Source organism: Pseudomonas sp. GW460-LB5 (genome assembly GCF_059423245.1).
In genome coordinates this window covers 16,471-27,985 of record NZ_JBWKXT010000072.1, presented here as the reverse complement: position 1 = coordinate 27,985, position 11,515 = coordinate 16,471, and the positions used below count along the sequence as shown (strand labels likewise).

Genomic DNA, 11,515 nt, shown 5'->3' with positions numbered 1-11,515 from the left:
GGCTCCAGAAAGAAATCGGGAGCACAGCATCGGGAATCAGGTGGACGGTTGGAATGTGGGGATGATGGATCCCTTACCATGCATCGAGGCCATCATCAGAATCGACGCTGGTGACTTGGGCTGTAGCAGCATTGCCTGATGCACAACGGTCGCCGCGCATAGCGCGTAGTCCGTGGCTTGGATGAGGGTGTCTTCAAGGCAGAGAGTATTTTGGGGTGGATCTGGGACTATCTTCAGCATGCTTACGCTCCAACAATGGTTGAGCTGCTATCCACTTCGCTGTCAAACGGGAGGGTGGCAGCTGTACGCGGGTTGACAGACCGAGATTGTTGGCACTCGGCGCACACGAGGGTGCCCGCACGTACAGCCGCCATAAGCGTTTGCACACGGACAACAATCGACGGTCTGTCAAAACCGGTCGCTGAATTGGCAGCGACCGGTCGAGACTAGGGCTGACTATTTCCATGTGCAACGAAAAACAGGCGCGAGGAGTATCTTTGGGAAATGGCCTACAAGGAAGGGGTTATTTCTGATTTTTCGACCCGCTGCCGTTCCTCAAGACGTCGACAGGAAACAGGCGGGCAAAAGAAAGCCCGCCGAGGCGGGCTAAGTACTATCACGTAGGGATAGCTTGATACTGCCCAAGCCACTGTGAAAATTGGGTGAAAGAAAAGTCCCCAGAATGTGAGCAACCAGCGACGTTAGCGGGGCCCCGCGCCCTTTATAGCTGGGCTTTGTGCCGCTGGTAGCGCTGAAAACGGGTAACAGCGATCTGGACGGCAGCTGCCACGAGGCACAGCAGGCCGATTTTCCAGCTGCCCTCCAGGCCGTAATGCTCGGCGATTTTTCCAGTGAGTAGGACGCTAACGAAGATGGCGAAAGGCAGGATCAATTTGTTCATCGGGTCTTCCAGCAGGCTGCAAATGGCTTGGGTGAGGATGCGGTCACCCAGCGGAAATGCCGCGATCTTAGCAAATCTGCTACCGGCTTTGTGGTCACATCCCCAGCGGCTGCAAGGTCTGCTGTCTGTAGCGCGATAATAGCAAAGGGGCAGCATGGACTTCCGCCGTTCGGCGCTCGAAACTGATCCACTCTCATCTCGACCAGGGCAGGTCATGAATAACCTGAAACGGACCACCTCTCTCATCCTACTGCTGGCAGTGGCTTCGTTAACCGCTTGCGTCCCTTGGAAACGCGAGCGTGCCGCCTACGCGGACCTCTGCGAATCCCAGTTCCAGTTCAAGGTGCCAGGGCCGCAGGGTGAGACCACGCTTTACCTGGAAACCTACCTCTACGACCACGCCGCCCTATGGGGCGAAAAGCCCTACAAGCAAGCCTTGTACGTGCAGTACCCGGGCGAGAAGTACTCGCGGCAGGAATTTTATGTGCAAATGGTCGCCTACAACAAAGACCGTCAGCGCCCGTCGACTGATTCCAAGCGTGGCGAGCCCCCGATACCGGTGTTGTACGACAGCCGCCAGGCTTACATCACCTTCGAAGACGGTTCGCGCCTGAATGCACGGCCCGAGGTGTACGTGGGCGTTAACGAGACCTACGACTTTCCGTTGGTAAATGAGAAGACCGCCCGGCGATCGCCGTACGACATCAACAGCGATGAAGTGCATCGGATGATTCCCAGGATGACCAACAACAAGCGCTATGGCTCGGCGTATGTGATCTTCCAGACGGACAAGTTTGATGCGGATTCCAAATGGACGATTCATCTGGGGGCACTGGATGTGCAGGGCCGTAAGGTGCAGATTCCGCCGCTGAAGCTCTGCTATCACCCGGTGAAGAAATGGATTGGGATTGAGCCGCTGATGAGGCCTTAAGGGTATTTCCGAAATGGGCCGGGGTGGGGCCGGGCCTGAGGTCGGCCAGCTATGGCCAATGGGGCCGCTTTGCGGCCCATCGCAGGCAAGCCAGCTCCTACAGGTGCGGTGCATGGCTTGCTTTTGGGGCTTGAGGCTTGGGCAGCCGTGGTCAGTCAACCCACCGCCACAGGGGCTCGTCCAGCAAACCCACCCCTCGCAACTGCGTTTGCCCGTGGTGCTTCTCAAGCTCCAGCACATTGCACCCGTCGCACGCGGTCAATGCGTCGATCAGCGGCTTGCTGTGCGACACCACCCACACCTGGCTACGTTGCGAAGCGCGGATGATCAGGCGGGCAAGCGCAGGGAGCAGGTCGGCATGCAGGCTGGTTTCCGGTTCGTTCAGCACCATCAGTGACGGCGGGCGTGGTGTCAGCAGCGCCGCCATCAGCAACAGGTACCTCAAGGTGCCATCCGATAATTCAGCAGCCCCTAACGGGCGCAGCAGCCCATGCTGGTGTAGCCGCACGCTGAACAGCCCGCCCGGCGGTGCATCGATCGCCAGGCGGCTGCCGGGAAACGCGTCGTCCAGCGCCGCTACCAGGTCTTCGACATCACCTATCTCGATAATGGTCTGCAGCGCCGAAGCGAGGTTGCGGCCGTCGTGATGCAACACTGGCGACCGGGTACCCAGCTGTGGCTGTCGGCAAGGCGCGTCGCGGTCGATGCGAAAGTGGTCGTAGAACCGCCAGCTGTTGATGAACGCGCGCAGCTCACCAATCTCTGGCGCCTGGCGGGGCCGGCCGACGATGTTGAAGAAGCTTTCGCCGCTGTCGGCATGCTGATCGAGCACCGCCCAGCTGCGGCCCTCGCGGGCGCGCACCAGGGCGTTCTTGCGCTCGACCAGCAATGAAGCGGGCCGGTAGGCGCCAGCGCCCCAGATGGCCTCGCACTTTATCTCAGGGTCGAGCATGAACGCGGTTGGATACGGCAGGGGAATCGGCAGGCCGAGGGAGATGGCAAAACCGAAATGCTCGGTGGCAAAGCCCAGGCGCAGGCGCCTGGCTTCGCTCGGGTGCTGGCCTTGGATGGGCACTTCGCCGCGCCTCATCCGTGCGCTGGTTTCCGGGCCAGCCCACCAGGTCGAATCCAGCCCGCCTTCACGGGCCAGGGCTTCGATCACGCCGCCCTGGGCGGTTTCGGCCAGCAGGCGCAGGGCTTTGTACAGGTTGGATTTGCCGCTGCCGTTGGCACCGGTCACCAGGTTGAGTTGGCCTAACGGCAACACAAGGTGGTTGATCGAGCGGTAGTTGCCGATGGCGAGGGTGGTGAGCATGCGGTGCGTCCCAGCTTGACTGAGTGAGCGATTGTGGCCGAACTGCACCTGGCTTACTACCGCTCAACACGGCTGCGGGGGAGGGGCATGCACCCATCAAAAGCCGTTCCGCTTGGCTGCCGTCACCGAAAGTTGTCACGGCCATTGCGAAATTCCTGGTTTCGGCTAACTTGTACAAAAACCTGTACAAGCATGAGAGGTTGTACATGTCTTGCAAGTGGCCCTTCACGCTGTACTTTGACGGCGCCTGCCCATTGTGCGCTCGGGAGATAGCCTTTCTGCGCAGGCAATCGACCGGGGCAAAGCTCATCCTGGTGGACATCAGTGATGACGATTTCGATCCGTCAGCATTGGGCTTGACGGTTGAGCAACTGAGGTCGTGCCTGCATGGAAGGTTCGCGAGCGGGCACTGGGTTACAGGCTTGGACGCCACCTTGTGGAGTTGGCGTGCTGCCGATGTGGGCATGTGGGTCGCGCCACTGGCCTGGCGTCCGCTACGTCCCCTGTTTTCGGTGCTTTACAGACTGTTCTGCCGTTTGAGGCCACACTTGGCCTGGCTACCACATCCCGCTGGCGGGCACCGCTGTAGCGGTGAGGAGTCCAAATGTCACATTCGTTAGCCGAGCACTATCATGAAATCCTGGTCGGTATTGGTGAAAACCCCCAGCGCGAAGGGCTCCTGGACACACCCCAGCGTGCGGCTAAAGCGATGCAGTACCTGTGCAACGGGTATGCGCAGAATCTTCACGAGGTCGTGAACGGTGCTTTGTTCGAGAGTGAAAACGATGAAATGATTGTGGTGCGGGACATCGAACTCTACTCCTTGTGCGAACACCACCTGTTGCCATTCATTGGCAAGGCGCATGTCGCGTACCTGCCAACAGGGCGCGTGTTAGGGCTTTCCAAGGTTGCACGCGTTGTGGACATGTTCGCCCGTCGTTTACAGATACAGGAAAATCTCACGCGGCAAATTGCGTATGCCGTGCAGGAGGTCACAGATGCCGCAGGGGTAGCGGTCGTGATCGAAGCCAAGCATATGTGCATGATGATGCGCGGTGTAGAGAAGCAGAACTCGGTGATGATGACATCCGTGATGTTAGGTGAATTTCGCGACGCCCCGTCGACGCGGCACGAATTCCTTAACCTCATTGGACGACACAATTGACACCCGGTCCTGAACCGCTGCGAAGGGGCGCCCAGATGAATACCGATGCTACTGCTTTATCTCCAAGCCGCTTCGCTGTCCTGGGGTACGGCGGTCTGCTGCCGTTTATTGGTTTGACGTTGCTCATCTTTTTTGGGGCTGAATATCGACCGTTTTTCTCGATGATGCTGGTGGGCTATGGCGCGGTGATATTGAGCTTCGTCGGTGCCCTGCACTGGGGGTTCGCCATGACGTTGCAGGGGTTGCCCGCGAAGCAGCGTCAAGAGCGACTGGTGTGGAGTGTCATACCGGCCCTGATCGGTTGGGTTGGCACGTTGCTGCCTGTGCCATTGGGGTGTCTGGTGTTGACCTTTGGTTTTATCGGCCATCTTTGGCAGGACCACAAACTGGCGCAAGCGGTGCCTGGGTGGTATCTGCCGATGCGCGTGCAGCTCACTGCTGTAGCGAGCCTCTGTTTGCTGATCAGTGGACTTGCGGTATCCCTTCATTTTTGAAACCCCAAGCCACCCTTGATGAGTCACTTCTCCGGCCCACCCCAAATATCTGTCCCGATGCACACAACCCCGTCAAATAACAAACGCGCCGTTCTCACCAACCCGCACCCCTTGATCACGCCATGTTCCAGGCTGATTTCCACCGTAAATTCCCCACTCGGATGCTCCACCGCCAAACGCTGACGATCACCGCCTGGCGTGCGGGCAAGGCCCTGTGCAACCGACCCTTCAATCAAGCAGGCCGTAGCGACACTCACCGCACCAAACACCCCGATGGACGCATGGCAACGGTGCGGGATGAACGAGCGCGTATTGACCGTGCCGCCGTTGCGCGGTGCCGACAGCAGGCACATTTTCGGCACATTACGCTGGCTCACATCACCCAGGTTCATGCGTGGGCCCAGTTGCAGGCGGATAGCCTCCAGGCGTGTTTTCAGGGCGCTGTCGGCCTCCAGCGTTTCGCAAGGCTCGTAGCCCGTCACGCCGATGTCTTCGGCACGCAGCAGCACTACCGGCATGCCGTTGTCGATGCAGGTGACTTCCAGGCCATCGACACGGTCGCGGCTGTTGCCGGTGGGCAGCAGGGCTCCGCAGCTGGCGCCGGCCACGTCGGCAAACGTCACCACCAGCGCCGCCGCCCGGCCCGGCACCCCATCAATGTGGGTATCGCCGGCGTACTCCACTTGGCCATCGGTGGTCGGCACCTGGGCGATGGCGATCTGCCCGGTGTTTTCCATGAAGATGCGCACCGGTGTGCTCGCGCCGCTGGCGGTCACCAGGCCGCGCTCGAGGGCGAACGGCCCTACGCCGGCCAGGATGTTGCCGCAGTTCTGCCCATAGTCCACCCGTGCCTCGTCCACCACCACCTGAGCGAACAGGTAGTCGACGTCGGCGTCATCGCGCTGCGAGGCGCGGATGATGGCGACTTTGCTGGTGAGCGAGTCGGCGCCGCCGATGCCGTCAATCTGCCGGGCATTGGGCGAGCCCATCACCGCCAGCAGCACCCGGTCACGCAGCGGGCCAGGGGCGGGTAGATCGTCATACAGAAAATAGGCGCCCTTGGAGGTGCCGCCGCGCATCAGCAGGCAGGGGAGGCGGGTCTGGCCCATGTTCAGCCTTCCAGGTCTGTGAGGTGGTCGACATAATGCAAACCCTTCGCCGCCAGGCGCGGTCGCATCTCATAAATATCCAGGCCAAGCTCGCCGGCGGCCAGGCGCTGGCGTTTGCGTTCTTCCAGGTCGGCGCGCTGGGTGGCGGCATCGAGTACCGCCTGGGCTTCGCCATGGCGCACCACCACGACACCGTCGTCATCGGCCACCACGATGTCACCGGCCTTTACCAGCTGCCCGGCACACAGCAGTGGCAGGTTCACCGAGCCCAGCACTTCCTTCACGGTGCCCTGGGCGTTGATGGCGCGGGACCACACGGCAAAGCCCATGTCGCGCAGTGTCTGGCTGTCGCGCACGCCCGCATCGATCACCAGGCCGCGCACGCCGCGGGCCTGGAGCGAGGTCGCCAGCAGGTCGCCGAAATAGCCATCGCTGCACGGCGAACTGGGCGCCACCACCAGCACGTCGCCCGGGCGGCACTGCTCCACGGCAACATGGAACATCCAGTTGTCGCCAGGGGCCACCAGCACGGTTACCGCGCTGCCGGCCACGGTCACACCCTGCTGGATGGGGCGCACGGCAGTGTTGAGCAGCCCCTTGCGACCTTGGGCCTCATGCACCGTGGCGACACCCAGCCGGCCCAGGGCATCAATCATGTGTGGCTCAACGCGCGGGATATTACGCACCACGATGCCGGTCTTGCCGATCAGCCCGCTCATGCCAGGTTCTCCGTCACACGCGGGAACACGCTCTGCAGGCCTTCGGCGTAGACGATGTTGCGTGCACTGGCGATGCCCACGTTGCGCTTGGCCTGCACGCCGCGCTGCAGGGCCACGCGGGTGTAGTACTCCCAGAGGTGTTCCTGGCCGGCCATGCACTGGATGGCGGCATACTTTTTGTCCCACACCGAGGTGATGTCCAGGAAGGTGTCCGGGCGCCATTCACACTGTTCGGGCTGGTGCGGCTCAAAGGCGTACACCGGCGGTGCGCCCACGATCTTCTCGCCCGGCTTGTAGCCTTCAGCCTGCGCGATAATGCGGGCTTCCTGGGCCAGGTGCATGGCCAGCGGGTGGTCGTAGTTGTAGGGGTCTTTAAGGGAGTGGCTGAGCACGAACTCCGGTTGGACCCGGCGATACACATCGGCCAGGCGGAACAGGGTGTCCTTGTCGGCGCGCATCGGGTAGTCGCCGATGTCAAAGAACTCCACGCTGGCACCGAGGATTTCGGCCGCCGCCATGGCCTCTTCACGGCGGGCGTCCTTGACCTTGGCTTCGTTCATTTCACCCTTGCGCCACAGCTTGGCAGACTCACCACGCTCACCGAAAGACAGGCAAACCACGTGCATGGCATAGCCTTGCTCGGCGTGCAGCGCAATGGCGCCACCGGCACGCCAGACAAAGTCGGCCGAATGTGCGCTGACCACCAGGGCGGATTTTTGTGGGGTATTCATTGCTTGTTGGCTCCTGCAGTGGGGGTTGGCGCAGGATGTCATTGGCCTGTGCAGGGCACTAATGCATTCATTTGCAACGGCTATGCGTTTTATTTATTGCCGGGCAAGCGGGGTAGAGGCATAGTCGCCGCAGTCACGAGCCGAGCGCCGGGGAACCTTCATGATCGACGTCGAACTGCCCAACCTGATGCAAGTACGCGCGTTCATCCGGGTAGCCGAGCTGGGCAGCGTGTCGCGGGCGACGCAGGTGTTGTTCCGTGCTCAGTCCGTGGTCACCCGCGCCATTGCCGAGTTGGAGGCGCGCTTTGCCGTGCCCCTGTTCGAGCGCCATGCCAATGGCATGCGCCTGACCGACTACGGCGAGTGCCTGCTGCCGCGTGCACAGCGGGTGTTGGCGGAACTGGACGGCGTGCCGAGTTTGCTGGGCACCGCGCAGGGCGAGCCCCTCTACCTGTTTCAGGCGCGGCGCCTGCAGGTGTTCGTGAAACTTTGTGAAACACGGCACATGCAAACCGTGGCGAGGCACTTCGGCCTTAGCCAGCCGGCCGTCAGTGCTGCTTTGAAGGTGCTCGAAGGCGGGTGCGGGCAGCCCTTGTTCGTGCGTACGTCGCGCGGCCTGCAGCCCACTGTGGCCAGCCGGGACATTCTGTTCCCCATACGCCGGGCGCTGAACGAGTTGCGCCTGTTGGACAGTGACCTCAGCGCGATGCAAGGCACCCTGCGTGGGGTGGTGCACGTGGGCGCGTTACCATTGGGCCGCTCGCGCATTCTGCCGGATGCCATTTTACGCTTCACTGCCCACCATCCCCAGGTTCGGGTGGTGACCAACGAAAGCCCGTTCGACCTGCTGGCAACCGAGCTGCGGGTAGGGGATGTGGATTTTGTGCTGGGCGCCTTGCGGCCTTACGACTATGCCAGCGACCTGGTGGGCGAGCCGCTCATCAACGAGGAAATGGTGCTGCTGGCGCGTCGGGGGCACCCGCTGTTGCACACCCACCTGACGCTCCAGGGCGTGCACCAGGCGCGCTGGGTGTTGCCGCGGGCCGGCTCGCCTGCGCGCCAGCTGCTGGACAACTGCTTTGCCGCCGCCGGCCTGGCAGCGCCGTGGCCGGTGGTGGAAAGCGCTGATCTGGCGGTTATCCGTGGCCTGTTGGTGCGTTCGGACATGCTGGCAGCGGTGTCTGCGCACCAGCTGGCCTACGAGATTGCCAGCGGCGAACTGCAACGCCTGCCGCTGGCCCTGCCCGGTACCGCCCGCGCCATCGGCCTGATTCAGCGCAGCGGCTGCCTGCAATCGCCGGCGGCGGTTGCGCTAATGGCTTGTATCCGCCAGGTCATCACTGAGCAGGCGTAAGCCCAGGAGGGTGCCTTGTAGCAGGCTCAGCGGGCTGCATCGGTCAGTTGGGCGCTTTGCCGGCCACCGAGTAGCGAACCTGCTGGTTACGGGTTTTCATGAAGTCTTCGATGCTCTGCCCGCGCATGGCGGCGTAAATATCCAGGTTGGACACACCCAGCACGGCGCCCAGCTTCTCCAGCACGAAGAAGATCACCCCGTAGTGGATCAGCCCACGCCAGTCGCGGCGGCGCAGCAAGTCGCTTTCTTCTTCGCTCAGGCCTGCCTCGCTGTACAGCGCTTCGGGCTCGCTGAGGAAGCGCTGGCGCCAGTGCGGCTCGATCATGCGATGCAAGAACTTGTTCAGGCGGTAGCCTTTGGCACTGCGCTCCAGGGTGTAGGGGTAGGTGCCTTCAAGCTGCTGCGCCCCAGCCAGCTGATGCTGCATGTGCTGGCGGTGGCGTTCGTTGACCGGCGCCGGCAGCGCCTGGTCGCGGTTTTCCAGCAGCAGGGTGGCGATGCCGGTCATCGACGGCAGGTAGTAGCTTTGGTGCTTGCGCTCAACATTGGCAGACAACGCGCCGCGCATGATCAGCCAGGTGATCACCTCGGCGCCTTCCATGCCCCCGAGCGTGGCGTACTCGGCCAGCGTCATCTCGGTAAGGCGCTGCGGGTCATTTACCAGCAGGTCAAGGAACTGCGCGTCCCACTCCGGGTTGTTGAAGCCGCAACGCTCGCCATGCACCTGGTGCGACACCCCGCCGGTGGCGACGATCGCCACCTTGAGGTCCTCGGGGTAGCTCTCGATGGCGCGGCGCAGCGCCTGGCCCAGTTTGTAGCAGCGCCGCGCCGTGGGTATCGGCAGTTGGAGTACGCCGACCTGCAGCGGCACGATCTGTACGGGCCAGCTTTCATCACAGGGCAGTAGCGCCGACATGGGCGAGAAGAATCCGTGGTCCAGCGGCTTGTCGCGGAAAAAGCTCATGTCGAACTCATCGGCCATCAGGCTCTGGCCGATGTGCCGTGATAGCGCCGCATGGCCGCCTACTGGCGGCAGGTCCCGTGGGTTGCCCCCTTCATCGGCCACGCCATATTGCTCGTCTACACCCAGGGTGAAGGCACTGTAATGATCAAAGAAGAACGAGGTGACGTGGTCGTTGAAGATGTAGAAGAGTACGTCCGGCTGGCGCTGCTGCAACCACGTGCGAATCGGCTCGAAGCTTTCGAAGATCGGCGCCCAGGCGGCTTCTTCCTGTTTGTCGTGGTCGACTGCGAAGCCGATGGTTGGGGTATGGGAGACGGCCAGGCCACCAATGATACGAGCCATGTGAAGGTCCTCTTTTACAGGTTACGGCGCGGTTACTGCGGGTGTCGCGCGCAGCCGGGCGTGGCCGTTGGCCAGGATCGCCAGGGCGGCGGCGAATGCCGGCAGGCCGAGGAGGGTGAACAGCAGCGGCAGGCCCAGCCCCAGGCTGAGCACGGCACCACCGATGAGGGAGCCGAAAATGGCCCCGAAGCGCCCGATACCGAGCATCCAGCTTACACCTGTGGCGCGGAACTCGGTCGGGTAGTAGCCAGGGGCGAAGGCGTTAAGGCCGGTCTGCGCGCCGCTCATGCAGAACCCGGCAGCCGCCACGCCCACCACCAGCAGGCTCGACTCCAGGCTCAGGGCGCCCAGTGAGACGATGCAAAGGCCGCCCAAGGCGTAGGCGATGGCGATGACGCGGTTGGGGTTGTGTCGGTCCATGATCCAGCCGACCACGATTGCGCCCACTGCACCGCCGATCTGGAACAGGCCGGTGATGGTGGCGGCGCGCTCGATGGACAGCCCGCCATCACGCAGCAGGGTCGGCAACCAGCCCATGGTCAGGTAGATCACCAGCAGGCCCATGAAGTAGGTCAGCCACAGGGCCAGGGTGCCAAACCGGTAGCGCTCGCTGAACAGCTGCCGGGCCGGCGCCTTGTGCTGCGTGGTTGGCTCACTGACGATAAAGCGGGTGCCGGCAGCGAAGCGGCCGCCGAGTTTGGCCAAGGCTGCCGCAATCTGGCTGGCCGGTGCCTGGCGTGCAGCAAGGAAGCGGGCGGACTCTGGCAGCAGCCACCACAGCAAGGGCAGCAAGGCCAGTGGCAGCAGGCCGCCGGCCAGCAGTACCGATTTCCAGCCGTGATGAGGGATCAGCCAGGCGGACAAAAAACCGCCCAGGCCCGAGCCCATGTTGAAGCCGGTGAACATGATGGTGATCATCAGCGAGCGGTTGCGTGTGGGCAGGTATTCGGCGAGCAGGGTAGTGCAGTTGGGCATGGCCGCACCCAGGGCAATGCCGGTCAGCAGCCGCAGCACGGCCAGCTCATACGGGTTGCGGGCGAAGGCGCAGGCCAGGCTCAACAGGCTGAAACCGCTGACCGCAACCAGCAGCACTTTCTTGCGGCCCAACCGGTCGGCGTACGGGCCGGCGGTCAGTGCGCCGATGGCAAGGCCGACCATGCCGGCACTCATCACCGGGCCAAAGGCGGCGCGTGACAGGCCCCAGTCCTGCATCAGCGAAGGCGCGATAAAACCCATGACGGCGACGTCGAAGCCATCGAACAGCACGATCAGGAAGCACAGCGACAGGAGCAGCCACTGGTAGGCAGCAAGGGGGCGGTTATCGATCCAGTCTTTGACATCGATAGGGGCATCGACAGGCGGCTTGGGCATGCGTGGTCACCTTTGTTCTTGTATTGGTGTGAATTGCGCCGGGTTGCGGTAGGGCTTCCAGAGCGCTACGGCCCAGCAGCAATCACCCCGCCGGACTACGGCGTGAGGGCGACTCTAAT

Annotated in this window: 12 protein-coding genes; 5 read left to right on the top strand and 7 right to left on the bottom strand. The window is 62.5% G+C overall.

Annotated features, from left to right (window positions below; genetic code table 11):
* Positions 1–721: 721 nt before the first annotated feature.
* Positions 722–901: a hypothetical protein gene (locus tag AC07XM_RS27805; RefSeq protein WP_016487733.1), complete on the bottom strand. Its 180-nt coding sequence runs from the start codon at positions 899–901 to the stop codon at positions 722–724.
* Between the two features lie 214 nt (positions 902–1,115).
* On the opposite strand from AC07XM_RS27805, the gene AC07XM_RS27800 reads away from it, so the two are divergent.
* Entirely contained in the window at positions 1,116–1,832 is a 717-nt protein-coding gene (locus tag AC07XM_RS27800) for a hypothetical protein (protein WP_016487732.1), read from the top strand.
* A 151-nt stretch (positions 1,833–1,983) separates the two neighbouring features.
* Here the strand turns inward: AC07XM_RS27800 and AC07XM_RS27795 are convergent, their stop codons facing one another.
* On the bottom strand, positions 1,984–3,147 hold the full coding sequence (locus AC07XM_RS27795; protein ID WP_016487731.1) for an AAA family ATPase: 1,164 nt from the start codon (positions 3,145–3,147) through the stop codon (positions 1,984–1,986).
* Positions 3,148–3,353: 206 nt separating this feature from the next.
* Between AC07XM_RS27795 and AC07XM_RS27790 the strand changes: the two genes are divergently transcribed.
* From AC07XM_RS27790 to AC07XM_RS27780, 3 genes are read left to right on the top strand one after another with little or no spacing between them, the layout of a single operon-like run.
* On the top strand, positions 3,354–3,767 hold the full coding sequence (locus AC07XM_RS27790) for a thiol-disulfide oxidoreductase DCC family protein (RefSeq protein WP_060517311.1): 414 nt from the start codon (positions 3,354–3,356) through the stop codon (positions 3,765–3,767).
* Entirely contained in the window at positions 3,752–4,312 is a 561-nt protein-coding gene (gene folE / locus AC07XM_RS27785; RefSeq protein WP_016487730.1) for a GTP cyclohydrolase I FolE, read from the top strand. The genes AC07XM_RS27790 and folE overlap by 16 nt, the downstream gene beginning before the upstream one ends.
* A 35-nt stretch (positions 4,313–4,347) precedes the next feature.
* Positions 4,348–4,806, top strand: coding sequence for a DUF3429 domain-containing protein (locus AC07XM_RS27780; protein ID WP_102690195.1), 459 nt, complete (start codon positions 4,348–4,350; stop codon positions 4,804–4,806).
* A 23-nt stretch (positions 4,807–4,829) separates the two neighbouring features.
* On the opposite strand, the gene AC07XM_RS27775 is transcribed toward AC07XM_RS27780, so the two are convergent.
* The 3 genes from AC07XM_RS27775 to galB are packed head-to-tail and all read right to left on the bottom strand — an operon-like array spanning position 4,830 to position 7,407.
* On the bottom strand, positions 4,830–5,915 hold the full coding sequence (locus AC07XM_RS27775; RefSeq protein ID WP_102690194.1) for a 4-oxalomesaconate tautomerase: 1,086 nt from the start codon (positions 5,913–5,915) through the stop codon (positions 4,830–4,832).
* Between the two features lie 2 nt (positions 5,916–5,917).
* Positions 5,918–6,634 (bottom strand): 4-carboxy-4-hydroxy-2-oxoadipate aldolase/oxaloacetate decarboxylase, encoded by a 717-nt coding sequence (locus AC07XM_RS27770; RefSeq protein WP_016487727.1) that lies wholly within the window; start codon positions 6,632–6,634, stop codon positions 5,918–5,920.
* The gene (gene galB / locus AC07XM_RS27765; protein ID WP_146018908.1) at positions 6,631–7,407 is read right to left on the bottom strand and encodes a 4-oxalmesaconate hydratase; all 777 of its coding nucleotides are present in this window, start codon (positions 7,405–7,407) and stop codon (positions 6,631–6,633) included. The genes AC07XM_RS27770 and galB overlap by 4 nt, the downstream gene beginning before the upstream one ends.
* A 118-nt stretch (positions 7,408–7,525) precedes the next feature.
* Between galB and AC07XM_RS27760 the strand changes: the two genes are divergently transcribed.
* Positions 7,526–8,719: a LysR family transcriptional regulator gene (locus AC07XM_RS27760; RefSeq protein WP_102690193.1), complete on the top strand. Its 1,194-nt coding sequence runs from the start codon at positions 7,526–7,528 to the stop codon at positions 8,717–8,719.
* Between the two features lie 43 nt (positions 8,720–8,762).
* Here AC07XM_RS27760 and AC07XM_RS27755 read toward each other — a convergent pair whose 3' ends face one another.
* Both AC07XM_RS27755 and AC07XM_RS27750 read right to left on the bottom strand, forming a co-directional pair.
* Positions 8,763–10,025 carry a gallate dioxygenase gene (locus AC07XM_RS27755; RefSeq protein ID WP_016487724.1) on the bottom strand — a complete coding sequence of 421 codons (1,263 nt, stop codon included), beginning with the start codon at positions 10,023–10,025 and terminating at the stop codon, positions 8,763–8,765.
* 21 nt (positions 10,026–10,046) lie between these two features.
* Positions 10,047–11,396 (bottom strand): MFS transporter, encoded by a 1,350-nt coding sequence (locus AC07XM_RS27750; RefSeq protein ID WP_016487723.1) that lies wholly within the window; start codon positions 11,394–11,396, stop codon positions 10,047–10,049.
* Between the last annotated feature and the right edge of the window lie 119 nt (positions 11,397–11,515).

What these genes read in the sequence shown, in the direction of transcription:
- AC07XM_RS27805 (WP_016487733.1), bottom strand. Translation starts at nt 901, where the DNA reads ATGAACAAATTGATCCTGCCTTTCGCCATCTTCGTTAGCGTCCTACTC.
- AC07XM_RS27800 (WP_016487732.1), top strand. Translation starts at nt 1,116, where the DNA reads ATGAATAACCTGAAACGGACCACCTCTCTCATCCTACTGCTGGCAGTG.
- AC07XM_RS27795 (WP_016487731.1), bottom strand. Translation starts at nt 3,147, where the DNA reads ATGCTCACCACCCTCGCCATCGGCAACTACCGCTCGATCAACCACCTT.
- AC07XM_RS27790 (WP_060517311.1), top strand. Translation starts at nt 3,354, where the DNA reads ATGTCTTGCAAGTGGCCCTTCACGCTGTACTTTGACGGCGCCTGCCCA.
- folE (WP_016487730.1), top strand. Translation starts at nt 3,752, where the DNA reads ATGTCACATTCGTTAGCCGAGCACTATCATGAAATCCTGGTCGGTATT.
- AC07XM_RS27780 (WP_102690195.1), top strand. Translation starts at nt 4,348, where the DNA reads ATGAATACCGATGCTACTGCTTTATCTCCAAGCCGCTTCGCTGTCCTG.
- AC07XM_RS27775 (WP_102690194.1), bottom strand. Translation starts at nt 5,915, where the DNA reads ATGGGCCAGACCCGCCTCCCCTGCCTGCTGATGCGCGGCGGCACCTCC.
- AC07XM_RS27770 (WP_016487727.1), bottom strand. Translation starts at nt 6,634, where the DNA reads ATGAGCGGGCTGATCGGCAAGACCGGCATCGTGGTGCGTAATATCCCG.
- galB (WP_146018908.1), bottom strand. Translation starts at nt 7,407, where the DNA reads ATGACATCCTGCGCCAACCCCCACTGCAGGAGCCAACAAGCAATGAAT.
- AC07XM_RS27760 (WP_102690193.1), top strand. Translation starts at nt 7,526, where the DNA reads ATGATCGACGTCGAACTGCCCAACCTGATGCAAGTACGCGCGTTCATC.
- AC07XM_RS27755 (WP_016487724.1), bottom strand. Translation starts at nt 10,025, where the DNA reads ATGGCTCGTATCATTGGTGGCCTGGCCGTCTCCCATACCCCAACCATC.
- AC07XM_RS27750 (WP_016487723.1), bottom strand. Translation starts at nt 11,396, where the DNA reads ATGCCCAAGCCGCCTGTCGATGCCCCTATCGATGTCAAAGACTGGATC.